Annotated in this window: 25 protein-coding genes and 4 pseudogenes; 25 read left to right on the top strand and 4 right to left on the bottom strand. The window is 43.0% G+C overall.

From position 1 onward, the window contains the following. Nucleotides 1-243: 243 nt before the first annotated feature. The 4 genes and pseudogenes from ABID27_RS08815 to ABID27_RS08830 form a co-directional block, all read left to right on the top strand. Nucleotides 244-600 (top strand): annotated as a pseudogene (locus ABID27_RS08815) (transposase); the annotation flags it as partial. A 1-nt stretch (nucleotide 601) separates the two neighbouring features. Beyond that, nucleotides 602-778 (top strand): transposase, encoded by a 177-nt coding sequence (locus tag ABID27_RS08820; RefSeq protein ID WP_354281637.1) that lies wholly within the window; start codon nucleotides 602-604, stop codon nucleotides 776-778. A 237-nt stretch (nucleotides 779-1,015) separates the two neighbouring features. Beyond that, nucleotides 1,016-1,216, top strand: coding sequence for a hypothetical protein (locus ABID27_RS08825; protein ID WP_354281639.1), 201 nt, complete (start codon nucleotides 1,016-1,018; stop codon nucleotides 1,214-1,216). Continuing rightward, nucleotides 1,216-1,498 (top strand): annotated as a pseudogene (locus tag ABID27_RS08830) (hypothetical protein). The gene ABID27_RS08825 and the pseudogene ABID27_RS08830 overlap by 1 nt, the downstream one beginning before the upstream one ends. A gap of 214 nt (nucleotides 1,499-1,712) precedes the next feature. Here the strand turns inward: ABID27_RS08830 and ABID27_RS08835 are convergent. Further along, nucleotides 1,713-1,829 (bottom strand): annotated as a pseudogene (locus ABID27_RS08835) (helix-turn-helix domain-containing protein); the annotation flags it as partial. On the opposite strand from ABID27_RS08835, the pseudogene ABID27_RS08840 reads away from it, so the two are divergent. From ABID27_RS08840 to rpsO, 8 genes and pseudogenes are all read left to right on the top strand, one after another. Next, a pseudogene (locus ABID27_RS08840) lies at nucleotides 1,829-2,467 on the top strand (transposase); the annotation flags it as partial. The pseudogenes ABID27_RS08835 and ABID27_RS08840 sit on opposite strands and share 1 nt — an antisense overlap. A gap of 161 nt (nucleotides 2,468-2,628) precedes the next feature. Beyond that, complete coding sequence (locus ABID27_RS08845; protein WP_253365837.1) at nucleotides 2,629-3,297, top strand: GNAT family N-acetyltransferase; 669 nt, start codon at nucleotides 2,629-2,631, stop codon at nucleotides 3,295-3,297. Nucleotides 3,298-3,349: 52 nt separating this feature from the next. After that, the gene (locus ABID27_RS08850) at nucleotides 3,350-3,817 is read left to right on the top strand and encodes a hypothetical protein (protein ID WP_354281643.1); all 468 of its coding nucleotides are present in this window, start codon (nucleotides 3,350-3,352) and stop codon (nucleotides 3,815-3,817) included. Next, entirely contained in the window at nucleotides 3,810-4,133 is a 324-nt protein-coding gene (locus ABID27_RS08855) for a hypothetical protein (protein WP_253365833.1), read from the top strand. Before ABID27_RS08850 ends, ABID27_RS08855 begins: the two co-directional genes overlap by 8 nt. Then, complete coding sequence (locus ABID27_RS08860) at nucleotides 4,117-4,362, top strand: hypothetical protein (protein ID WP_253365831.1); 246 nt, start codon at nucleotides 4,117-4,119, stop codon at nucleotides 4,360-4,362. The genes ABID27_RS08855 and ABID27_RS08860 overlap by 17 nt, the downstream gene beginning before the upstream one ends. Further along, nucleotides 4,362-4,586 (top strand): hypothetical protein, encoded by a 225-nt coding sequence (locus ABID27_RS08865; protein ID WP_253365829.1) that lies wholly within the window; start codon nucleotides 4,362-4,364, stop codon nucleotides 4,584-4,586. The genes ABID27_RS08860 and ABID27_RS08865 overlap by 1 nt, the downstream gene beginning before the upstream one ends. A gap of 195 nt (nucleotides 4,587-4,781) precedes the next feature. Continuing rightward, a complete protein-coding gene (locus ABID27_RS08870; RefSeq protein WP_253365827.1) occupies nucleotides 4,782-6,107 on the top strand; it encodes a uracil-xanthine permease family protein in 1,326 nt (441 codons plus the stop codon). 145 nt (nucleotides 6,108-6,252) lie between these two features. Beyond that, the gene (gene rpsO / locus ABID27_RS08875) at nucleotides 6,253-6,522 is read left to right on the top strand and encodes a 30S ribosomal protein S15 (RefSeq protein ID WP_253365825.1); all 270 of its coding nucleotides are present in this window, start codon (nucleotides 6,253-6,255) and stop codon (nucleotides 6,520-6,522) included. A 216-nt stretch (nucleotides 6,523-6,738) separates the two neighbouring features. On the opposite strand, the gene ABID27_RS08880 is transcribed toward rpsO, so the two are convergent. Then, nucleotides 6,739-9,225 (bottom strand): bifunctional 2',3'-cyclic-nucleotide 2'-phosphodiesterase/3'-nucleotidase, encoded by a 2,487-nt coding sequence (locus tag ABID27_RS08880; protein WP_253365823.1) that lies wholly within the window; start codon nucleotides 9,223-9,225, stop codon nucleotides 6,739-6,741. 213 nt (nucleotides 9,226-9,438) lie between these two features. Further along, nucleotides 9,439-9,966: a GNAT family N-acetyltransferase gene (locus ABID27_RS08885; RefSeq protein WP_354281647.1), complete on the bottom strand. Its 528-nt coding sequence runs from the start codon at nucleotides 9,964-9,966 to the stop codon at nucleotides 9,439-9,441. 190 nt (nucleotides 9,967-10,156) lie between these two features. Here ABID27_RS08885 and pnp point away from each other — a divergent pair, with 190 nt between their 5' ends. The 9 genes from pnp to ABID27_RS08930 all read left to right on the top strand — a co-directional run bounded on the left by pnp (nucleotide 10,157) and on the right by ABID27_RS08930 (nucleotide 18,452). Beyond that, nucleotides 10,157-12,382, top strand: a complete 2,226-nt coding sequence (pnp, locus tag ABID27_RS08890) for a polyribonucleotide nucleotidyltransferase (protein WP_354281649.1) — start codon at nucleotides 10,157-10,159, stop codon at nucleotides 12,380-12,382. A 58-nt stretch (nucleotides 12,383-12,440) separates the two neighbouring features. Further along, entirely contained in the window at nucleotides 12,441-13,064 is a 624-nt protein-coding gene (gene cysE / locus ABID27_RS08895) for a serine O-acetyltransferase (RefSeq protein WP_253365817.1), read from the top strand. A gap of 12 nt (nucleotides 13,065-13,076) precedes the next feature. Then, on the top strand, nucleotides 13,077-13,841 hold the full coding sequence (locus ABID27_RS08900; protein ID WP_253365815.1) for a nucleoside phosphorylase: 765 nt from the start codon (nucleotides 13,077-13,079) through the stop codon (nucleotides 13,839-13,841). Next, entirely contained in the window at nucleotides 13,838-14,029 is a 192-nt protein-coding gene (locus ABID27_RS08905) for a hypothetical protein (RefSeq protein WP_253365813.1), read from the top strand. Before ABID27_RS08900 ends, ABID27_RS08905 begins: the two co-directional genes overlap by 4 nt. After that, nucleotides 14,013-15,356, top strand: a complete 1,344-nt coding sequence (gene cysS, locus ABID27_RS08910; protein ID WP_253365812.1) for a cysteine--tRNA ligase — start codon at nucleotides 14,013-14,015, stop codon at nucleotides 15,354-15,356. Before ABID27_RS08905 ends, cysS begins: the two co-directional genes overlap by 17 nt. After that, nucleotides 15,349-15,750, top strand: a complete 402-nt coding sequence (locus ABID27_RS08915; protein ID WP_253365810.1) for a Mini-ribonuclease 3 — start codon at nucleotides 15,349-15,351, stop codon at nucleotides 15,748-15,750. Before cysS ends, ABID27_RS08915 begins: the two co-directional genes overlap by 8 nt. A 28-nt stretch (nucleotides 15,751-15,778) precedes the next feature. Then, on the top strand, nucleotides 15,779-16,633 hold the full coding sequence (locus ABID27_RS08920; RefSeq protein WP_354281653.1) for a helix-turn-helix domain-containing protein: 855 nt from the start codon (nucleotides 15,779-15,781) through the stop codon (nucleotides 16,631-16,633). Nucleotides 16,634-16,674: 41 nt separating this feature from the next. After that, entirely contained in the window at nucleotides 16,675-17,202 is a 528-nt protein-coding gene (locus ABID27_RS08925; protein WP_253365806.1) for an NUDIX hydrolase, read from the top strand. Nucleotides 17,203-17,318: 116 nt separating this feature from the next. Beyond that, a complete protein-coding gene (locus tag ABID27_RS08930; RefSeq protein ID WP_253365804.1) occupies nucleotides 17,319-18,452 on the top strand; it encodes an ABC transporter ATP-binding protein in 1,134 nt (377 codons plus the stop codon). A 33-nt stretch (nucleotides 18,453-18,485) separates the two neighbouring features. Here the strand turns inward: ABID27_RS08930 and ABID27_RS08935 are convergent, their stop codons facing one another. Then, entirely contained in the window at nucleotides 18,486-19,448 is a 963-nt protein-coding gene (locus ABID27_RS08935) for an aromatic acid exporter family protein (RefSeq protein WP_253365802.1), read from the bottom strand. Between the two features lie 76 nt (nucleotides 19,449-19,524). Between ABID27_RS08935 and rlmB the strand changes: the two genes are divergently transcribed. The 4 genes from rlmB to ABID27_RS08955 all read left to right on the top strand — a co-directional run bounded on the left by rlmB (nucleotide 19,525) and on the right by ABID27_RS08955 (nucleotide 22,236). Continuing rightward, nucleotides 19,525-20,253 carry a 23S rRNA (guanosine(2251)-2'-O)-methyltransferase RlmB gene (gene rlmB / locus ABID27_RS08940; RefSeq protein ID WP_253365800.1) on the top strand — a complete coding sequence of 243 codons (729 nt, stop codon included), beginning with the start codon at nucleotides 19,525-19,527 and terminating at the stop codon, nucleotides 20,251-20,253. Continuing rightward, a complete protein-coding gene (locus tag ABID27_RS08945; protein ID WP_253365798.1) occupies nucleotides 20,254-20,778 on the top strand; it encodes an NYN domain-containing protein in 525 nt (174 codons plus the stop codon). Further along, on the top strand, nucleotides 20,768-21,628 hold the full coding sequence (locus tag ABID27_RS08950; protein ID WP_354281656.1) for a DegV family protein: 861 nt from the start codon (nucleotides 20,768-20,770) through the stop codon (nucleotides 21,626-21,628). The genes ABID27_RS08945 and ABID27_RS08950 overlap by 11 nt, the downstream gene beginning before the upstream one ends. Before the next feature lie 131 nt (nucleotides 21,629-21,759). Next, on the top strand, nucleotides 21,760-22,236 hold the full coding sequence (locus ABID27_RS08955; RefSeq protein ID WP_354281658.1) for a hypothetical protein: 477 nt from the start codon (nucleotides 21,760-21,762) through the stop codon (nucleotides 22,234-22,236).

Consider the following 22,236-nt stretch of genomic DNA (forward strand, 5'->3'; position numbering starts at 1 on the left):
TGTGAGCTGTGAGCTGTGAGCTGTGAGCTGTGAGCTGTGAGCTGTGAGCTGTGAGCTGTGAGCTGTGAGCTGTGAGCTGTGAGCTGTGAGCTGTGAGCTGTGTTCATACCAATCATTTCCTTTACTTTTGATAGTTCTATTATATCAAAAATGTCAACCTTTTATCTAGTAGTTTGTTACACAAACAAATGACGGATGTGTTTGTTAGTGCTATAATGGTTTTGAGATAAAGGAGTACCAGTTATGGATTTTGAATTTAAGTCATTATTCGATTTGCAATCGGCTTTTCCTGATGAACAATCATGTATCGACCATTTGGAAAATATGATTTGGGGTGATGTTGTTGTCAGCCCTTTTGATGCTGCTTCCAAGGTTTACAAATGCAAGGGGAACAAATACCGTTGCAAAAATACTGGTAAATACTTCAACGTAAAAACTGGCACTCTGTTTGATAACACTAAGATTGAACTGTGTAAATGGTTTATGGCGATTTGGCTTGTCACTTCTCATAAAAAAGGCATCTTGTCTGTTCAACTTTTTAAAGATATAGGGGTTACACAAAAGACAGCGTGGTTTATGCTAGAGCGTATTCGCAAATGCTTTGGTTCTGGAGATAGGTATCTACCACTCATGGTCTAAGAAGTATCTTCAAGATTATGTGGTTGAATTTGCTTTTCGATACAACACTCGTGATTATTCTGACACTCAACGTTTTAATTTCTTGCTCTCCAACGCTAGCGTTCGTACAAAATACAAGGAGTTAATCTATGGTTGCTAGTACACGGGCTGACCTACATTTTGAACTAGAGCGTACTATCTCTCGTAGGGTAGATAGCAAGTTAATCCCTATCAGGTCAGTATCTCTGATAGTTTTTACGAGAAATACACAAAACTTTGGAAAAAGAAATTTTCAGTAGATTTTGTCATTGAACACCGTCCTTTTTACGCTCAACTAACTCAAAATTGTATCTATGATACTTTAGATAAGGTAGATAGAAAAAGTTTATCTAAGCATTTGGCAGAACTAGAAGCTTTGGTAGATATTTCTGAAACCAAAGAAGATTTTTATATGTACTTTGAGAAGAAGTATACGAAACCATTACCTGATTTTAATGATTATATGAATCAGAAGAAAAAGGAATTATCTGAGTTTGATAAAAAACTGTGGATAGCATTACACTTCAACCCCAAAGAGAGCAAGAAAGGAGATAGCTAATGACAACTTGGTATGATTACATGGTTCGTGCTAGCGAGCATTCCCACAAAGATGGCGACTTATGGTTTCGTTACCTCTATAAGGTTATTCAGGACGAGGAGACTAAGTTCTGATGATGTAGAACAGTTGTTAAAAAATCCGACCTTAACTCCTTTTCAAAAGATAACGCTACAAGATGCCTTGACAGATGGCACACATACAAGAGAACACGTTTTGCAGGTAAACCGAAAATCCAAACCCAAAGACATCTTGAAACTCTTTAGGGAGGGAAATTATGGATAAGAAAATTCTTTTTGAAGCTCTGAATACATGGCAGAACATCCAGAAGAATTTAGACAGTATTAAAAGACGATTTCCGGTTGGAAGTCGCCTTTTTTGACATTATCGGAGACACTATATCTTATGGCTGGTGTAAACTGGTATATAGTTCCCTTATTTTATTACATTGTGGATTTGTACTAAAATATTTCCTTTAATGCGATACGGACTGAAAGTTTTATTTGAAGTCAAGAGGAGTAACTCCCACTATTTTTTTAAAAGTTCTTGAGAAATTAGAGGAAGTAGAGAAACCAAGTGAATGCGTAATTTCTTCTACTTTTTTATCTTCATGTAATCGCCACTGAAAACCAGTTTGTGCTTCACTACGATATCTTTCCTAATCTAACCGATACGCTAACCTTACTGCCTTTCTTAGAAACTTATCCGCATGACCTCAAGACAGTCGTAGCTGATGCAGGATATGGCAGTGAAGAAAATCTTCTCAAACTTGATGAAGTAGGTATTTCTCACTACATCAAGTATAACCAGTTTGACCGTGAACAGAAGCGGTCATTTAAGAAGAAAGCAGTTGATTGGAACTATGATGAGGAAACAGATGTCTACCAACATCCAGACGGGTTCGTCTATCCCTTTAGTCATACTAAATACCGCAAGACAGCTTCAGGGTTTGAGCAAGAAATCAAGGTCTATCGAGCTGAGGAGCCTGAGGTTGCCCCACAGAAGGGAATGTACATCAACGAGCGGTATCGAATGCTCAAACAGAAAGAGAGCCAGGCGCTTTTATCTGACCAAGGTCGCACCATCTTTGCCCAGCGCAAGGTGGATGTCGAGTCAGTCTTTGGTCAGATAAAGGCTTGTTTGGGTTACACCAGATGTAACCTCAGAGGCAAACGCAAGGTAAGAATTGACATGGGACTGGTTCTCATGGATAATAACCTCAAGAAATATAACAAAAGAATGACGGAAAACTAAAAAAGTAGAGGCACCAAAATTGGTTTCTCTACTTTTGGGTTGGTTGAGATGAGTTTTGTCTCAGCTTCCTTTTAATTTTTGTATAAAAGACAGAAAATTCACATAAAATTTATTTCAATCTACCTATTTTCTGCTATAATAAAGGGAGAAATGGAGTAATTATGCTAGAAAACAATCGTGTTGGAGACTTGTTGAGGGAGTTTCCTGAAGATGTACAATTTATATTTCAAGAAATGATCCCAGCCTATCAGCGTGGCTATGCGGACTATGTGTACAAGACTGACAAGGCAGATGTGCAGCAGCGTAGAATTAAAAACCTAGCCAAAAGTTTTCGGAGGATGGATTATTTTTATATTATGCCACTTGATCAAGAGTTGGCTGTGGCAATTGCTACCTGGCAGTACGAAGCACCCTATGATTTCTATGATGCGCGAGCAGATGAGGAGGATTTGGCGGAGCTCCTGTCACAAGAAGCACGTGAGGGACGTTATTTTGCGGTCATTCGTAATGGCGCTCTGATGGGCTATTTTTGCTTAGAATGGGATGCCGCAGGTCATGGGGCGGAACTGGGTCTGGGAATGAATCCTCTCTATACAGGGAAAGGCCAAGGTAGAGCTTTTTATCAGACTATTGAGGACTACATTCGTACGAATTATCCAGCTTGTCGACAGTTGGACTTGGCTGTCGCAGACTTCAATGGTCGAGCACGGCATTTGTATCAAGCAGTTGGATTTACGGAGCAAGAAAGCTACCTTCAAGAGACCAATGGGGGGCACTATCCCTTTGTTAAAATGACGAAACAATTGTCCCAGCCTTCAGATGCAGAATAAAGGTCTATTTACCCAATTGTGCGAAAGCGATTGTTTTTATCGAAGTGGTAGGATGATTCTGTTTTATAAAAAACAAAAATATTCAGAAAATATTGACAACTCATTTAAGAAATGTTATCTTTTTTCTAAAGGAGGTGCTAATATGAAAAAAATAAATCAAATTCTAGCCCTGTTCGTTAGTGTCGGCATTGTTTTAACTTATTCTATTAAAGTATCGGCTTCAGTACTGGGAGTGAGTGAGGCTCGGAATACAATTGGTGTTCAAAAGGTTATGGGGTATGGTAACCTGATTCTTGATGGTGGTGGAGGTTTTGCTGATAAATGGGGACAGCCACCTTCGAGTGGAGCTTCAGGTCCTTTTTTTTGGACCAAGGGGGATCCAAGGGGGATGACTTTATATAAGGATAGAGCGATAAATAGTGGTGGTGGTCCTCACGGAGGAAGCTATTATAAACTTTATAATAGGAAAGGACAGCGAATAGGAACATATAACATTGATGGGGTTAGAGTTCGTGATTAAGAAATACCAGTTTGGTTCAACAGAACTACTATTGCAAGATGGATTGGAATTAGCTCGTCATGTACAAAAAGAAGAAGTACTGATTACGGATGAAAGTAGGGAAGAAATCTATATGATTTTGTCTTTAACCATCAATGGAGGAATTTTCTTGCAATCTAGATGGCAAGGTCAGGTCAAGATTTCAAAGAATCAATGGCTAATCAGTAAAAATCTAGAATCACCTGTTAGTATCTTTTCGCGTGCGACAGATCCTGTAGATTTCAGTAAGCGCACACAGGTCTATAGATTAGGAGAGAACGATGGAAAAAGAATTTGAAACAGTAGAATTTCATGGTTACACAGTTCGTATCGAAAAAGATTTTACGGCTGTTTTGGATGAAGATGGTAGTAAATTGATGGTCTTGGAGAAAGACTTTACGGATGTCAATGCTGCTTTGGTTTACCTTACCGAAGAGGAAAGTGTTCAGATTTTTCCTCGTTGGCAGACCAATTTTATAGTAAAAGAGAATGAGATTTGCATCATTCGAGAAAATGGCGGTCGCTAATGAATTATCAAGAACTTCATTTGGGGGATTGGACGATTTATTATTCTGAGCAATTGTGCTGTTACCAGCTGAATGAAAAAGAGTTTTTATTTACGACTACCTTTAAAAATAGAATTATCGTTAATTTGAAATACCAAGATGGTCTTAACTGGTCTTTGGATGGGATGTCTAGTATAAAAGTTCCCAAAAATATGAAAGTAGCCTACTTGGATCTTCTTGATTAGGAGTGTTCTACCAAAAGTTGTTCAAAAATCTTGTAAAATACTAGCAGATTTTTTAGAAGTATGATAGAATACAACAAGCGTAGGTTTTTAAACTCATCCCGTGAGGTGAGAAAGACAACAGGAAAAATTAAGGGCCTATGACTATACATATATATAGAAATTGGGTCTTTTTGTGTACCCAAATAGGAGAAGTACATGGATTTGAAATTACAAGTCTCTCAGCATGAAGAACCATCAGCGATTGATTTATCTGTATCGAAGGTTGATTTGCTACTGGATGTTGATGAGAAGCCTGAGCTTGCAAAAGGATTGTTGTTGAGTTTCCAGCACGTGTTCGCTATGTTTGGGGCGACGATTTTGGTTCCTTTGATTTTGGGGATGCCTGTTTCAGTTGCTCTCTTTGCTTCCGGTGTGGGAACCTTGATTTACCAAGTGGCAACACAGTTTAAGGTGCCGGTTTACTTGGGATCATCCTTTGCCTATATCACGGCTATGGCGCTTGCAATGAAGCAGATGAATGGGGATGTTTCCGCAGCTCAGACGGGTATTCTATTTGTCGGCTTGATTTATGTTGTGGTGGCGACAATTGTAGCCTTTATTGGTAATAACTGGGTGGACAAGATTTTGCCGCCAATCGTCATCGGGCCTATGATTATGGTCATCGGGCTTGGTTTGGCAAATTCAGCTGTTACCAATGCAGGATTTGTGGCAGATGGGAACTGGAAGCATGTCCTTGTTGCGGTTGTGACCTTCTTGATTGCAGCTTTTATCAATACAAACGGAAAAGGCTTCATCAAAATCATTCCTTTCTTGATTGCCATTGTGTGTGGCTATCTCTTGTCACTTTGCCTAGGATTGGTGGACTTGAGCCCGATTAAAGATGCAGCTTGGTTTGAACTTCCTCGTCTCTACCTTCCATTTAAAACAGGTGTTTTCCATAGCTATAAACTTTACTTCGGTCCAGAAATGTTGGCTATCTTGCCGATTTCAATTGTGACCATTGCTGAAAATATCGGAGACCATACTGTTTTGAGCCAAATCTGTGGGCGTCCATTTTTGAAAAATCCAGGTCTTAGCCGTACTTTGATTGGTGATGGTCTAGCAACTGCCTTCTCAGCGCTTATCGGGGGACCTGCTGAGACAACTTACGGTGAAAATACGGGCGTGATTGGCATGACACGTATTGCATCTGTTTCTGTCATCCGAAACGCAGCTTTCATCGCTATCGCATTCTCATTCCTTGGCAAGTTTACAGCCTTGATCTCAACGATTCCAAGTGCGGTGCTTGGTGGGATGTCTATCCTGCTCTACGGTGTTATCGCAAGCAATGGTTTGAAAGTATTGATTGAACGTCGAGTGGATTTTGGTCAGGTTCGCAATCTGATTATCGCCTCTTCTATGCTGGTTCTTGGACTGGGTGGTGCGGTTCTGGATTTGGGAGCAGTGACGCTTTCAGGGACAGCCCTCAGCGCCATTGTGGGAATCCTTCTCAACCTTATTCTTCCACAAGAAAGCAAATAAGCCCTATTTTAAAGTAGAGGTATTTGACAAGAGTCAAAAAGATTGATAAAATAGGTAACGTCCATTGGACAATCTAGCTGTTCTTGGTAGTGGGATATGCCAACCTACCACTCAGATTAAGCTCAAATACAAAGGAGAATTACTCATGGCAATCTCAAAAGAGAAAAAAAATGAACTTATCGCTCAATACGCACGTCACGAAGGTGACACTGGTTCTGTAGAGGTACAAGTTGCTGTCCTTACTTGGGAAATCAACCACCTTAACGACCACATCAAACAACACAAAAAAGACCACGCTACTTACCGTGGTTTGATGAAAAAAATCGGTCGTCGTCGTAACTTGCTTGCATACTTGCGTAAAAACGATGTTAACCGTTATCGCGAATTGATCAACTCACTCGGACTCCGTCGTTAATCATGACTTGAGTTCAGCTGCAATCGTTCTATTTTCGAAAGATCTAGTCTGCATTCAGTTGAGTGAAATAGAAATACTGCTGGGGTTATCTCGGCAGTTTTCTTTTACCCTAATGTGGAAATCAACTGTTCGAGATAATTGGTTGATTGATCTGGATTCTTCTTGATAAGAAGCGTATAAAAATAAGGGCTAATCAGCCCTTATTTTTTGTTATGACTATTCTTCGCGCTTGTGGAAGAAAGTGAGGACACTCATGAGGAATAAGCCGAGTAGGATGAGAAGTGTGCCACTACTTTCACCAGTATTTGGAAGAGTAGTTGTCGCTGTGCTCTTGGCAGCGGTGTCGATTGCTGCAGATGGAGCAGTTGTTTTGCCTGGTTGGTAGGTCATATTTTGAGCATCTGCCTGCTTGCCAGGTTTAGTTGCTGGGTCGATTGGCATCGGATCGATTTGTGGTTCTTCAGGTTTTACGTAGGTAAAGGTAAAGTCACCAAATCCTTCAGCTTCGGCTGATGCTGCGATGTACTGGATGTCTTTGTGGGTGCCAATCAAGTCTTTTGCTTTATCTGCAGTTTGGAAACGAAGGTCCAAGCCTTCGATAGTGTCTGATAAGTACCAGTTGTTGTCTGCAGACGGGTTGATAGTTTTCTCAGCCAAGATGTAATTGATAATGACTTGGCGGTTTTCAAGCCCGAGAAGGCGGTTGACGGTTGCGTTGGCTACACCAGGGAATTGACCGCTTGCGCGATAGTTGTTGGTCACAACGATAAATTCTTGGTCGGCTGTGACATCTTTTCCTTGGTATTTCAAGTTGCGTACGCGACTTGCGCTAGCATTGACCAATTTGCCATCTTTATCGTATTTGTTTGGTTGTGTGATATCAAATTCATACGTTACACCATCAATCACATCGAAGTTATAGGTGCGATAGTTGGTGTTGACCATGTTTTGTGGTGCCTTGCTAGTTGGGTCAATCGTGTTGAATTGTCCAGCAGACATTTCCAACCATTCTTTCAAATCCGCACCTGTCACTTTAAGGATAGCTGTTACATTATCGTAGAGGTAAAGGTCGGCTACGTTTTTGATTGCGATTGGTCCAGCAGGAATGTCTGTATAGGCGGTTGCATCACCGCGCGTACCAGCTTTAAATGGAGCCGCAGCAGATAGAATCGGCAAGTTAGCTTCGGCTGTTCCTTTGAGCTCTTGTTTGGCGTACCAGATTTGAGCTTTATTGACGATTTGGATAGATGGATCGTCTTTGACAAGTGCAAAGTAGCTGGTGATTGGAGCAGTAGTTGTTCCGACTTGTTCGCGGACGTATTTGATAGTTGCTTCGTGAGATTCTTTTGCGATGGTAATGATTTCTGGTTTTGCTTCGTCCGATTTTGTATCGATTTTACGGATTTCAGCATGGCTTTTTGTGACTTGCCATTTGCCATTCATGCGCGTCAAGCCTAGGTCAATGATTCCAAGATGGTCACCATATTTGCCAGCCATTGTAACAGGTGTGCCGGTGATCAATCCGTTTACGCCGTCAACATCTTTGTACTTTTCATAGAAACCAGTTCCTTTTCCTGATGGAAATTCAGCGTGTGAATGCCCTGTAACAACTGCGTCTACGCCATCAATGCCTGCGATTTGGTAGCCGACATTTTCTTCGCCGACTTCGTAGACATCGTCACCGATACCGGAGTGAGAAAGGACGAGAATGATATCAGCGCCAGCTTTTTGCATCGCAGGAATAACAGATTTTACAGCTTCAACAGAGTCTTTGACCGTGATTTTGCCTTCAAGAAGAGCCTTGTCCCAGTTGAGGATTTGAGGTGGAACGATTCCGGTAACTCCGATGTTGAGGTTGATTGCCTTACCATCTGTCGTCTTGTAGCTTTTGGTGATGATTTCGTAAGGTTTGTAGCGCAAGTTTCCTGTAGCTGTGTCGACTACGTTGGCATTAACGATAGGCATACCTGCAGTTGAAATAACCTTGTCCAAATATTCCAAACCGTAGTTAAACTCGTGATTTCCAAGTGTACCTGCGTCGAATCCGAGTTTGTCAAGTGCGGCGTACATTGGGTGAGTTTCGCCGGCTTCAACAGGGTCAATAATGGATTTGTAAGTTCCGAGTGGTGTGCCTTGGATGATATCTCCATTGTCAACGAGGAGAACGTTTGGTTTTTCTTCTTTTGCTTTGTCGATTAGGACAGCTGTTTTAGCCAAACCGATAGTTTGGGATGGCTTATCTTGGTAGTAATCGTAGTTGACCAAGTTGGTGTGGAGGTCGGTTGTAGACAAGATCCGAACATCTACTGTATCGCCTTCTTGAGGCGTTGTTGGTTTTTCACTGGTGTTTGTAGCGGTAGTAGGTGCGGTTGTTGTAGTAGTTTCGTTTGTAGCAACAGTTGTCGCCTCGCTAGGTGTAGCAGTGCTTGCTACTGTTTCATTTTCAGAGGAGGTACTCTCTGCCAAGGGTGCTTCGTTGCTGGCTACAGATGGAGTTGATTCTGTAATGGTTACTGTTTCAGTGGTAGCTTCCGGAGTAGCGGTTGAATCGCTGGACTCTGCGGCTGGAGTTTCCACGAGATTTGCGACAGGGGCAGTGCCTGTGGCTGGAGTTTCCTCTGCTTCGACTAGGCTTGTAGAAGCTAGCACTGCGGCAAACATAGTTAAAAGCATGGTGCTTTTTTTAAGTGAATGTTTAGACATATCGTCCTCCTCTAAAAAGGTTTTGGACATACATTATACAATAAGAAACCCTTTTCATCAATACTTTTTTATAAAAATCCGAACATTTTCTGTAAAAACATCCCGATAACATGCTGCTTTTCATTGTTGTTAGTTGTGCTCGTTCTAAGATACTTATTCAAAAATATGATTTGACAATTTAAAAACGAGCTGGGTATCCAACTCGCAATTATGTTACTTATTTATAATCCAATAACGCAGCATCTTGTCTCCGTCGCTAGGGTCAATACGAGTGTCTTCGTAGACGCCGCCGTTGGCGAGGATTGTTTTTTGTGAGCCAATATTCCAGTCTGCGGCTGTAATCAGGACCTTGTCGATGTCTAATTTTACTGCTTTGATGAGAGCGAGGCGCAGCTGCTCGGTTGCATAGCCCTTTTGTCGTTCGTCAGGGTGAATGGAGTAGCCGATGTGACCTGCGATATTTAGGAGGAATTCCTGCTCGATATCGTGTCGGATATTGACAATGCCGACCATCTTCTGGTCAGATTCACGGATGCAGAGGAAGGTAGAAGATGGCGAGCGGTCAGGCCGACAGGTTGCGTAGGATGATTCACGCTCTAAGTGGGCTAACCAATCAGTTAGCGAGTCCATTTCTTGCAATCTGCTACCGCCATGGAGATGCTCGGACGCAAAGGCAGATTTGTAGGCGGAGATTTGCTCAGCGTAGTCTAAAGTGGGTGTTACAAGTGCTAGTTTTTCCATAAGTGCCTCCTTGATATTGTAGGTATTTTAGCAGAAATGGATTTTCTTGTCAAAATGTGTTCTGACTTGTCCTTTTGAGCTGAAAATATGATAAAATAGTGAAGATACGTGGTTGTTGCAAAGCTGAGGAAAGAAGGTTTCTTTCTTGAACTTTGTAAAAACCCGTAAATTAACATTTGGAGAAAAAATCATGTCAAAACAAGTTTTTGAAACTGTTTTTGCTGGTAAAAAATTGGTCGTAGAAACAGGCCAAGTTGCCAAGCAAGCAAACGGTGCAGTTGTCGTTCGTTATGGAGATTCAACCGTTCTTACAGCAGCTGTGATGTCTAAGAAAATGGCAACGGGAGACTTCTTTCCCTTGCAAGTCAATTATGAAGAAAAAATGTACGCTGCTGGGAAGTTCCCAGGCGGCTTTATGAAGCGTGAAGGCCGTCCATCAACGGATGCAACCTTGACAGCTCGTCTCATTGACCGTCCAATCCGTCCTATGTTTGCAGAAGGCTTTCGCAACGAAGTACAAGTCATCAATACAGTGCTTTCTTACGATGCAGACGCATCAGCACCAATGGCAGCTATGTTTGGTTCATCACTTGCGCTTGCCATCTCAGATATTCCTTTCAACGGACCAATCGCTGGAGTACAAGTAGGTTATGTCAATGGTGAATTCATCATCAACCCAGACCAAGCCCAACAAGCGGTTTCCCTCTTGGAATTGACAGTGGCAGGTAACAAAGATGCCATCAACATGGTAGAATCTGGTGCCAAAGAATTGTCAGAAGACATCATGCTGGAAGCTCTTTTGAAAGGTCACGAAGCCATTCAAGAACTCTTGGCCTTCCAAAATCAAATTGTAGCAGCTGTTGGTAAAGAAAAAGCGGATGTGGAACTCTTGCAAGTCGATCCAGAATTGCAAGCAGAAATCATCGCGGCTTACAACGAAGATTTACAAAAAGCGGTTCAAGTCGAAGAAAAATTAGCGCGTGAAGATACGACAAATGCTGTTCGTGAAGCTGTTATCGCTGCTTACGAAGAGCGCTATGCAGACCACGAAGAACATGACCGCATCATGCGTGACGTTGCAGAAATCTTGGAAATCATGGAACACACAGAAGTGCGTCGTTTGATTACCGAAGACAAGGTTCGTCCTGACGGACGCCGTGTAGATGAGATTCGTCCTTTGGATGCAGAAGTAGACTTCTTGCCAAAAGTTCACGGTTCAGGTCTCTTTACACGTGGACAAACGCAAGCCTTGTCAGTTTTGACCTTGGCACCAATGGGTGAAACACAAATCATCGATGGATTGGATGACGAGTACAAAAAACGGTTCTTGCACCACTATAACTTCCCACAATACTCAGTTGGTTCAACTGGTCGTTATGGTGCACCAGGTCGTCGTGAAATCGGTCACGGTGCTCTTGGAGAACGTGCTCTTGAGCAAGTATTGCCAAGTTTAGAAGAATTCCCATATGCTATCCGTCTTGTAGCCGAAGTCTTGGAGTCAAATGGTTCTTCTTCACAGGCTTCTATCTGTGCAGGAACGCTTGCTCTTATGGCAGGTGGTGTGCCAATCAAGGCTCCGGTAGCAGGGATTGCCATGGGTTTGATTTCAGATGGTACAAACTACACTGTCTTGACGGATATTCAAGGCTTGGAAGACCACTTCGGAGATATGGACTTTAAGGTTGCCGGAACGCGTGACGGAATCACAGCTCTACAAATGGATATCAAGATTGACGGGATTACGCCACAAATCTTGGAAGAGGCTCTTGCACAAGCTAAGAAAGCTCGCTTTGAAATTCTTGACTTGATTGAAGCAACGATTCCAGAAGTTCGTCCTGATTTGGCACCGACTGCACCTAAGATTGATACCATCAAGATTGATGTGGACAAGATTAAGGTTGTCATCGGTAAAGGTGGCGAAACCATCGATAAGATTATCGCTGAAACAGGTGTCAAGATTGACATCGATGACGAAGGTAACGTGTCTATCTACTCTAGCGATTGTGCAGCGATTGAGCGTACAAAAGAAATCATTGCAGGCTTGGTTCGTGAAGCAAAAGTCGGTGAAGTCTACAAGGCGAAAGTGGTTCGTATTGAGAAATTTGGTGCCTTTGTCAATCTCTTTGATAAGACAGATGCATTGGTACATATCTCTGAAATGGCTTGGGCTCGCACCAACCGTGTAGAGGATTTGGTTGAAATCGGCGACGAAGTAGATGTAAAAGTCATGAAAATTGATGAAAAAGGTCGTGTTGACGCATCTATGAAGGCTCTTCTTCCAAAACCAGAAGGATTTACAGAAGAAAAACGTGAAAAAGGTGACAAGCATGATAAGCATGACCGTCCACGTCGTTCACACGATAAAAAAGAAGATAAAGGCTTTGGCGAATTCAAAATTCACAAAGTAGAAAAATAAGCAGAGAAGAGGCAGGGCGCAAACCTTAGCCTTCTCTCTTTATAAATGAGGTAAGAAAATGGGTTGGTGGAAAGATACAATCGCTATCGTAAAGGAAAATGATCCCGCTGCGCGTACGACGTTGGAGGTTCTTTTGACATATCCGGGTGTCAAGGCTTTGGCTGCCCACCGCCTCTCTCATTTTTTATGGCGTCATCAGTTGAAGTTGCTGGCGCGGATGCACAGCCAGTTCTGGCGTTTTTGGACACAGATTGAAATTCATCCTGGTGCTGAGATTGCCAGTGGGGTCTTTATTGACCATGGTGCAGGTTTGGTGATTGGAGAGACGGCAGTCGTTGAGTCTGGAGTCATGCTCTATCACGGCGTAACGCTTGGGGGGACAGGAAAGGATGTCGGTAAACGGCATCCAACTATCCGCCGAGGAGCTTTGATTTCTGCCCATGCTCAGGTGATTGGACCGATTGAAATTGGTGCAGGGGCAAAAGTTGGTGCATCAGCAGTGGTGGTCGCGGATGTGCCATCTCAAGTCACCGTAGTGGGTATTCCGGCTAAAGTTGTCCGTGTCCATGGTAAGAAGGATGAGCTGGTCAATCATCAAATTGAGGAAGAACGCAAGGAGCGCTATTACACATCCAAGTTAGAAGAAGCCCGCTATGCTAGCATGGAATCCTCTCATCTCTAGAAAGATTTGCCTATGATTTTAGAAGAATTTGAAAATGGACCAGCGGTCATTGAACCAACGGACTGCTTAGATGACGATTTAGATATTTTAGAAATCTGTGGCACCATGATTCTGCCTTTTTCAGGGGAATTATTCGAGAAGATTATTAGCACACCCTATGCTCGATACGCAGGCTGCAAGTCCAATATCAACGGCAGACAGCCTTTGTACATCTATGAAAGAGATGGTTTGAAAGTAGGTGTTTTTAAGGCTCTGCTAGGCGGCCCTGCCTTGATTGGCAGTCTGGAAGAGCTGCAGGCAACGGGATTCAAGAAGTTTATTCTCTTCGGAACTTGTGGTGTCTTGGACGGAAGTTTGGAGGCAAATAAGATTATCCTGCCGACTTCGTCTATTCGGGATGAAGGGATTTCCTATCACTACGCACCGGCTTCAGATGAGATTGGTTATTCTGAGGCGCATGTGGAGAGATTTTCACAAATTTTGGACAAGCACGGCATCGAATATGTGCAAACCAAGGCTTGGACAACGGATGCCTTTTACCGTGAAACGCCTGCTAAGGTGGCGCGCCGTAAGGAAATGGGCTGCCAGGTAGTAGATATGGAGTGGGCATCGGTTGCAGCTTGGGCTCAATTTCGTGAGAAGGAGGTCTATCATTTCTTTTATACATCAGACTATGTCGACCACGAAAATGGCTGGGACAAACGAGATGGACACGAGGAAGAGGACTTGTTGACTTTCTTTGAAATCGCCCTGAAAATCGCAGGAGAATTAGCATGAAAAATTTAAGTAAAAGTCCCTATGGGATGGGAATTGTTGTGGTTTTGGGTGCCTTCTTGTCCATTTACCATCTGATGAAAGAGGAGTATGCTTTAGCGATCTTAGCGGGTTTTTTGGCGATTATTTGGGCATGGGCCCTCTACTTGAAATTTTACAGTAAAAGGAAAAACGATGATAAAGATTTATGATACCATGAACCGAAGTTTGCGGGATTTTGTCCCTCTTGAGGAAAATAAGGTCAAGATGTATGTCTGCGGGCCTACCGTGTACAATTATATCCATGTAGGAAATGGTCGTTCGGCGGTGGCATTTGATACAATCCGACGTTATTTTGAGTACCGTGGCTTTGAAGTGGCCTACATTTCAAACTTTACGGATGTGGATGACAAGATTATCAAGGGTGCGCGTGAAGCGGGGATGTCCACCAAGGATTTCTCAGATAAATATATCGCAGCCTTTATGGAAGACACAGCAGCCTTGGGCATCAAGCCGGCAACGCGCAATCCACGCGTGATTGATTTTATAGATGATATCATTGCTTTTGTGGCGGATTTGATTGAAAAAGGCTTTGCCTATGAGAGTCAGGGTGATGTCTATTTCCGTGTGGAGAAGTCGCAGGATTATGCCAAGTTGGCCAATAAGAGCTTGGAAGATTTGGTCATGGGAGCCAGTGGACGGATGGATGAGGAGACGGCTCGGAAAGAAAATCCTCTGGATTTTGCCCTCTGGAAATCAGCCAAGGCGGGTGAAGTTTCTTGGAAGAGTCCTTGGGGAGAGGGGCGTCCTGGTTGGCATATTGAGTGCTCGGTCATGGCGACAGAAATCTTGGGAGATACCATTGATATTCATGGTGGTGGTGCGGATTTGGAGTTTCCACATCATACCAATGAAATCGCCCAATCTGAAGCGAAAACAGGTCACAAATTTGTCAACTACTGGATGCACAACGGCTTTGTTAATGTGGACAATGAAAAAATGTCCAAGTCTCTGGGCAACTTCGTGACTGTTCATGATGCCCTAAAAACCATTGATGGACAGATTTTGCGTTTCTTCTTGGCGACTCAACATTACCGCAAGCCGATTAACTTTACGGAAAAAGCCATCCACGATGCTGAAGTTAACCTCAAATATCTGAAAAATGCCTATGAGCAATCCTTTTCAGACCAAGTAAATCAAGCAGAATTTCAAGTCTTACTCGAAAAATTTCAGGCAGCTATGGATGAGGATTTCAACACTGCGAACGGAATTACAGTTGTTTTTGAAATGGCAAAATGGATCAATTCGGGCAACTATACTGCCGCTATTAAAGAGCAGTTTGCGGCTGTGTTGGAAGTTTTCGGGATTGTGTTTACTGAAGAAGTGCTGGATGCGGATATCGAAAACTTGATTGCAGAGCGCCAAGAAGCGCGTGCCAACCGTGATTTTGCACGAGCGGATGCTATACGAGATCAATTGGCTGCCCAAGGCATCAAGCTACTTGATACCAAGGAAGGTGTAAGGTGGACACGTGACTAAATTTGATGCCAATCTCATCAACGGGATTGCCCTTGCTTTTGAAGGGGATGCGGTTTATTCGCTCTATGTCCGCCGTCATTTGATTTTTCAAGGGCAAACCAAGCCCAATCAATTGCACAGGCTGGCGACGCAATATGTCTCTGCCAAGGCACAGGCTATGCTGGTTCAAGCCATGTTGGACGCCCAGCTATTGACAGAAAAAGAAGAAGAAATCTATAAACGCGGGCGGAATGCCAGCAGTCACACCAAAGCTAAAAATACGGATGTCATTACCTATAAGATGTCAACGGGTTTTGAAGCGGTCATGGGCTATCTGCACATGACGGAGCAAATTGAGCGATTGGAAGTTTTAATTGACTGGTGTATTTGTCAGGTTGAAAATCGAGCACGCTAGAAGTTTTGAGAAAGGAAAGGACGAGAGGATGGAGGACATTGCAGCAATTTTTCCAGGCGCAAGGCGAGTGAGTCGGCCTCAAGAAAATAGTAAAAAATCCTATCTCGCTCTGCCAGATGGTCACTGGATGGAGTTTGATAAGGAGGAGTTGACTGCGAGAGAAGAGGCTTTGCTGGCTCTTTTTTCCCCAGTGACATATCCTAAAACCTCGAGTCCTTGGGCTGAGTATTTAGTGTGGGAGAAGGGGACGGTTCCCCAATCTGTAAAGAAAATTCAGTTCCTACACGTTCGGACTTGGAAGCAGGCATCGGATGACTGGCTGGATATGATGGCGGAACTCTTATCCAATACGCTTGGCCGATTTCAGCTTCCGAATGGAAATCTGATTTTTGTCCTTGACCAAGAGCAAGGGCTTGCGATTTACGATATCTTGTCAGAGAGTATTCAAGCGCTGGAGATTGATTTTGATGTTCGTTTGACCTGTTTTCTGGGACAGATTTGGCAGGAAGCGGATCAAAAGGCTTGGCCCTCACTTTTTCAAGCGGAACAAAGTCTCTTTTCCAAGTGGCAGGAGAGCTATAATCAAACAATGGTCTTGACCTTTAGTAAACTGTTTTTATGGGGGCAGACAAAAGGGGAGTTTTTGCCTGTACTGGCTAGCCACCTGCGGAATCTCATCTTGGAACAGGATCAGCTGACAGAGATTATATTGGCTTTATGGGAAGAGTCGGCAGTAGCGACCAAGGCGGCTCAAAAGCTGTACCTGCATCGCAATACGCTCCAATATCGACTGGAAAAATGGCATGAATTGACAGGCTTGCAGCTCAAGGAGCTTACGGACCTGACCCTGTGCTATAGTTTGGTTTTAGATGATTTATTTTAAAAGGTTGGGTAACCAATCTTTTTTATAGAGAGGGAAAAACGATGCGACTATTATTTGCAATGGATCAAAAGGATTATCAAGATTGTACCTATACCTATGTGCGAAATTCTGCCAGAAGTATTATTATCACCGATGGGAAAGTAGCCATGGTACATAGCGCCAAATATGATTACTATAAATTTCCCGGTGGGGGGATTGAAGCGAATGAACATCCGATTGATGCGCTTTTGAGAGAGACCTTAGAGGAAGTTGGTCTACAGGTGTTGAGACATACGGTGGAGGAGTACGGCTATGTTCACCGAAAATTACGCAGTATCCAAGATCCAGACCAGTGCTTTGTCCAGGATAATTTCTACTACATTTGTCAGGTAGATGGACAAGTACTCCCGAAAAATCTCGATTCCTATGAAAGTGATGAAGGCTACCATTTGGTCTATGTCAATCCGCACCAAGCCATTACAAAAAATCGCTCGGTAGGCCAAACGCCATACGACTCATCCATGTTTGAACGGGAAGCACGGGTGCTCGAACAGCTGCTGGAGGAAGGGTGTTTTGAGCTGGAGCAGTAGAATTTTTTCCTTTTGTCAAGGTGCACAAAAACGCTTACAAAATTTGGGCGACTTGCCATGGCTTTGTAAAGCGTTTTCATTTACAATAAAACCATCGAAAGAAAAGGAGTCAGAACATGGTTCAACTTAATCTAAAAAACATTTACAAAAAATACCCAAATAGCGAGCACTATTCAGTTGAAGACTTCAACTTGGACATCAAAGACAAAGAATTTATCGTTTTCGTAGGTCCTTCAGGTTGTGGTAAATCAACTACTCTTCGTATGATTGCCGGTTTGGAAGATATTACAGAAGGGGAAGCATACATTGATGATGTGCTCATGAACGATGTCGCTCCTAAAGATCGTGACATTGCCATGGTTTTCCAAAACTACGCCCTCTACCCACACATGACTGTCTATGACAACATGGCTTTTGGTCTTAAATTGCGCAAATACAGCAAAGACGAAATCAAAAAACGTGTAGAAGAAGCAGCTGAAATTCTTGGATTGACTGAATTCTTACAACGTAAACCAGCTGACCTTTCAGGTGGTCAACGTCAACGTGTTGCCATGGGACGTGCCATTGTCCGTGATGCAAAAGTGTTCTTGATGGATGAACCTTTGTCAAACTTGGATGCAAAACTTCGTGTATCTATGCGTACAGAAATTGCGAAAATCCACCGTCGTATCGGCGCAACAACTATCTACGTAACCCACGACCAAACAGAAGCTATGACCTTGGCTGACCGTATCGTTATCATGTCAGCAACAAAAAATGAAGCTGGTACAGGTACAATCGGTCGTATTGAGCAAATCGGTACACCTGAAGAACTTTACAACTCACCAGTCAACAAATTTGTAGCCAGCTTTATCGGTAGTCCAGCTATGAACTTCTTCCCAGTAACATTGCAAGATGGTGTCTTGTCAAGTGGATCAAGCTTCTCAGTAAGATTGCCAGAAGGACGTCGCAAACAATTGGAAGACAAAGGCTATAATGGTAAATCATTCACACTTGGTATCCGCCCAGAAGACATCAAAGCATCTGCTTTGGAATTGGAAACTTACCCAGAAAGCGTGATTACAGCTGAAGTTGTCGTATCTGAATTACTTGGTGCAGAAACAATGCTTTACAGTAAAGTTGGCGAAACAGAATTCGTATCTCGTGTTGATGCTCGTGATTTCCACCGTCCAGGTGAACACGTGAAATTGGCATTCAACTTGAACAAAGCACACTTCTTCGACGATGCAACAAGCAAATCAATCGTTTAAGAATACAAAAAAGGAACCAAATGGTTCCTTTTTTTACATCCAATTATGGCGATAGGTTTCGTAAAAATCGACTTTCAGGCGGATGAATTCTTCCATATCATGCAGGAGTTGAAAGAGTGTAGCGCGTGTTTCAAATTCTTGTCGACTTTGTGGCAAGGGGCGCTCGCGGAATGTTTGGTGGAAGAGTTCAATATCCGTCAAGAGTTCATAGGCAGAGTTTTCTTGACTTAATTGCTGGGCAGTGCGTTCAAATAGACTGGCTAAAATGATACTTTCGCGGCCGTCTAGCAGGCATTTATTGATACTTACAGCCATGCGGCGCAAGATTTTATTTTGAGCTGCACGCATTTCGAAATAGTGCACTTGGTAATTGGTCTGGTTGAAGAGTTGATTGTGGCGGTCGAGATAGACAACGGAAAGGGCTTCTTGCAGTAGTTGGTCAAGCTGATTGATCAGCTGAGCATCATTGCGTCCATCGCCGTCTTGTAGAAAGGATTCAAAACGGAGGAGGATTTGTTTGAGTAGGTCTTCCACTTTTTGGTGATAGGCTTGGATTTGATTGTTTTGAGAGGGCATATAGATATTGCAAATGAGTGCTAGACCAGCCCCAATCAGAAAGAGCGCCAGCTCATTTCCCAAAAATCCAATCGAAATATCCTTTTCTAAAAGTAAGTGAGTCACGAGGACCGTTGACGGAGCGATTCCAGCTTCCCAGCCGTAATGATAGGCCAGAGGGACGTAGACTGCCAAGTAGATGGCCAAAGTCCAGAAGTCAAATCCAAGTAAGAAAAAGGTTAGCCAGGCGATGGCCAGGGCTAAGAGAGTTGAAAAAAGTCGGTTGCTTGCCATTTTTAGCGAAGACTTGCGCGTATCGAGGACACTCAAGATGGCAATAATCCCAGCCGAGGTGGCATAGGTCAGACCTAACCATCGGGCTAAATAGATGGAAAGAACGGTTGCAAGGATCAGTTTCACAGTACGATCAAGAATGGGCATAAAAAATCTCCTATCAGTATTAAAATATTGTATCATAAATCTCAAAAGACCATGTCTTCTATGCTATAATGGAATCATGGAACAGAATGATATCGTATATGGCGTACATGCAGTCGTGGAGAGTTTAGAAGCCAACACAGGTAATAAACTCTATATCCAAGACGATTTGCGCGGAAAAAATGTAGAAAAAATAAAAGCCCTTGCTGCCGAAAAGAAAGTGTCGATTTCTTGGACACCAAAGAAATCTTTATCGGAGATGACAGAGGGGGCGGTGCACCAAGGCTTTGTCTTGCGTGTATCGGAGTTTGCTTATGCAGACTTGTCGCTTATCTTGGACAAGGCTGACCAGGAAGAAAATCCGCTTCTCTTGATTTTAGATGGTTTGACAGACCCCCATAATTTTGGTTCGATTTTACGGACTGCGGATGCCACGCAAGTAGCCGGCATCATCATTCCCAAGCATCGGGCTGTTGGGGTGACTCCGGTTGTGTCCAAAACGTCGACTGGTGCGGTGGCTCACGTTCCTATTGCGCGTGTGACCAATCTCAGCCAGACTCTAGATGTGCTGAAAGAAAAAGGGTTCTGGGTTTTTGGTACCGATATGAACGGCACACCAAGTCACAAGTGGAATACAGCGGGCAAGTTGGCTTTGATTGTTGGAAATGAAGGAAAAGGGATTTCACCCAATATCAAAAAACAGGTCGATGAGATGATTACCATTCCCATGAAGGGACATGTACAGAGTCTCAATGCCTCTGTGGCGGCAGCTGTGCTCATGTATGAAGTATTCAGAAATAAGCTTTAAATGAACGAAAAGATTTTACTGGTTGACGGCTACAACATGATTGCTTTCTGGCAATCAACCAAACAAGCCTTTAAGCAAGGGAAGTTAGACCAGGCGCGAACGATTTTGCTCAATAAACTGTCTAACTACGCTTCGTTTGAAAAAATAGAAGTTATCTGTGTATTTGATGCTCAGCACGTCCCAGGCCTGCGCCAACGATATGATGAGTTTAATGTAACAGTTATCTTCACAGAAGAAGATGAAACCGCGGATACTTATATCGAACGGATGAGTGCAGAACTCAATACTTCCCAGCTGACTGTGTCGGTTGCGACCAGCGACTTAAATGAGCAGTGGGTAGTCTTTTCGCAGGGGGCTTTGCGTGTATCGGCGCGTGAATTGGAGCAACGAGTTTCCAATGTTAAAAAAGAGCTCAACCACTTTGTGGACAAAACAGAATTATATACACCGAGATTGACGCCTTGGTCAGACGGTAATTTACAGGTTTTAGAAAAAATGATGAAGGAGATGAGAGATGACCTTTAAGATTATGACAGATTCGACAGCAGATTTGCCGGAACAGTGGGTGAAAGACCATGATATCACTGTTTTGGGACTCACCTTACAATTAGATGGCGTGACCTACGAAACGGTAGGTGACCAGAAAATGACTGGTCAAGCCTTATTGAAAAAAATTGAGGCGGGAGGCATGCCTACGACGAGTCAGGTCAATGTTGGTCGATTTGAGATGGCCTTTCGTCAGGCTGTTGCAGCAGGGCAGGATGTGCTGTATATCGCATTTTCTTCTGGTTTGTCAGGGACTTATCAGAGTGCAACGATTGCCCGAGATATGGTCTTGGATGAGCATCCTCAAGCAAGAATTGAGGTATTTGATAGTAAGTCTGCCACTATGGGAGAAGGGTACCTAGTGATGAAGGCTGTTGAGGCGCGTGAAGCAGGAGAAGACCTTTCCAGTACTTTAGAAAAGATAGCGGAGCTGGCTCCTCGTATCCAGACCTACTTGATGGTTGATGACTTGCAGCATTTGGTGCGTGGTGGTCGATTGTCAAAAGTTGCGGCAATGGTTGGTGGTTTAATCAATATCAAACCAATGATTTCTATTGATGCAGAAGGACGCTTGTACGCAGCAGGAAAAATTCGTGGCCGTAAAAAAGCCATGAAAGAAATGGTCAAATTAACCATGGAAAATCTAGATGATTCGACAGTCATTGTCGCCTATACAAAAGATGATGAAGGTGCTGAGGAATTGAAAAATATCCTTCTTGCACAAGAGGGGATTGAAACTGTCTTGGTCAACCATATCGGCCCAGTTGTGTCCAGTCATATTGGTTCAGGTGGCTTGGCGATTCAGTCTATTGGAAAAACAAAACGTTGATGATAATGAAAGAGAAGCTGAAAAGTTTCTCTTTTTTGAATGAAATATAGAACAAAATATTAATTATAGTTGACAAAATTCTATTTAAAGAGTAAGATAATGGTAAATAAAAATGATCAAGGAGTTTTACTATGAATCTGAAGAAACAAGAACAGTCAGTCGTTTTTGATGAACGTCAGCGAGGGTTTGTCCTCAAAAGTTACCAGTATGGATTTTGTTTTATGATTTTTGTTTTATGGTTGTGCTTCTTTGTTACCAGATACTTGGGAGCGAGTATTACCTCTGGATTCATGATTTCCCTTGCTTTCTGGGGTGGTCTGTGTATCCAGACTTCCTACGCTATCTTGAAGGGTGCTCATCCGCTGGTCGACAGTCGTTTTAAGAAATTTGGCCCGTTGAGAAAATGGGTAGGTATATTTATTTTACTATATGGTCTAGGCATGAGTGTTTTGGGTATTGTAGAGAGTGTGAATGCTCGTTTGGGTTGGAAAGAGTTTTTCACTTTTGGCGGAACAGGGATGTTTTTAGCTTTAGGTGTAACGTTGACTGTCTTAGGGCTTACCTTGGTCTACCGCCAGTATCTTGATAAAAAAGAAATGGAGGATTAG

Source organism: Streptococcus gallinaceus, from assembly GCF_040545695.1.
Classification (GTDB): Bacteria; Bacillota; Bacilli; order Lactobacillales; family Streptococcaceae; genus Streptococcus; species Streptococcus gallinaceus.

Coding starts and splice junctions, on each gene's coding strand:
- ABID27_RS08945 (WP_253365798.1), top strand. CDS start 20,254: ATGAACGAAAAGATTTTACTGGTTGACGGCTACAACATGATTGCTTTC.
- ABID27_RS08925 (WP_253365806.1), top strand. CDS start 16,675: ATGCGACTATTATTTGCAATGGATCAAAAGGATTATCAAGATTGTACC.
- ABID27_RS08850 (WP_354281643.1), top strand. CDS start 3,350: ATGATTCTGTTTTATAAAAAACAAAAATATTCAGAAAATATTGACAAC.
- ABID27_RS08935 (WP_253365802.1), bottom strand. CDS start 19,448: ATGCCCATTCTTGATCGTACTGTGAAACTGATCCTTGCAACCGTTCTT.
- ABID27_RS08870 (WP_253365827.1), top strand. CDS start 4,782: ATGGATTTGAAATTACAAGTCTCTCAGCATGAAGAACCATCAGCGATT.
- ABID27_RS08865 (WP_253365829.1), top strand. CDS start 4,362: ATGAATTATCAAGAACTTCATTTGGGGGATTGGACGATTTATTATTCT.
- ABID27_RS08955 (WP_354281658.1), top strand. CDS start 21,760: ATGAATCTGAAGAAACAAGAACAGTCAGTCGTTTTTGATGAACGTCAG.
- ABID27_RS08845 (WP_253365837.1), top strand. CDS start 2,629: ATGCTAGAAAACAATCGTGTTGGAGACTTGTTGAGGGAGTTTCCTGAA.
- ABID27_RS08880 (WP_253365823.1), bottom strand. CDS start 9,225: ATGTCTAAACATTCACTTAAAAAAAGCACCATGCTTTTAACTATGTTT.
- rlmB (WP_253365800.1), top strand. CDS start 19,525: ATGGAACAGAATGATATCGTATATGGCGTACATGCAGTCGTGGAGAGT.
- pnp (WP_354281649.1), top strand. CDS start 10,157: ATGTCAAAACAAGTTTTTGAAACTGTTTTTGCTGGTAAAAAATTGGTC.
- ABID27_RS08900 (WP_253365815.1), top strand. CDS start 13,077: ATGATTTTAGAAGAATTTGAAAATGGACCAGCGGTCATTGAACCAACG.
- cysS (WP_253365812.1), top strand. CDS start 14,013: ATGATAAAGATTTATGATACCATGAACCGAAGTTTGCGGGATTTTGTC.
- ABID27_RS08950 (WP_354281656.1), top strand. CDS start 20,768: ATGACCTTTAAGATTATGACAGATTCGACAGCAGATTTGCCGGAACAG.
- ABID27_RS08905 (WP_253365813.1), top strand. CDS start 13,838: ATGAAAAATTTAAGTAAAAGTCCCTATGGGATGGGAATTGTTGTGGTT.
- ABID27_RS08920 (WP_354281653.1), top strand. CDS start 15,779: ATGGAGGACATTGCAGCAATTTTTCCAGGCGCAAGGCGAGTGAGTCGG.
- ABID27_RS08860 (WP_253365831.1), top strand. CDS start 4,117: ATGGAAAAAGAATTTGAAACAGTAGAATTTCATGGTTACACAGTTCGT.
- ABID27_RS08930 (WP_253365804.1), top strand. CDS start 17,319: ATGGTTCAACTTAATCTAAAAAACATTTACAAAAAATACCCAAATAGC.
- cysE (WP_253365817.1), top strand. CDS start 12,441: ATGGGTTGGTGGAAAGATACAATCGCTATCGTAAAGGAAAATGATCCC.
- ABID27_RS08885 (WP_354281647.1), bottom strand. CDS start 9,966: ATGGAAAAACTAGCACTTGTAACACCCACTTTAGACTACGCTGAGCAA.
- rpsO (WP_253365825.1), top strand. CDS start 6,253: ATGGCAATCTCAAAAGAGAAAAAAAATGAACTTATCGCTCAATACGCA.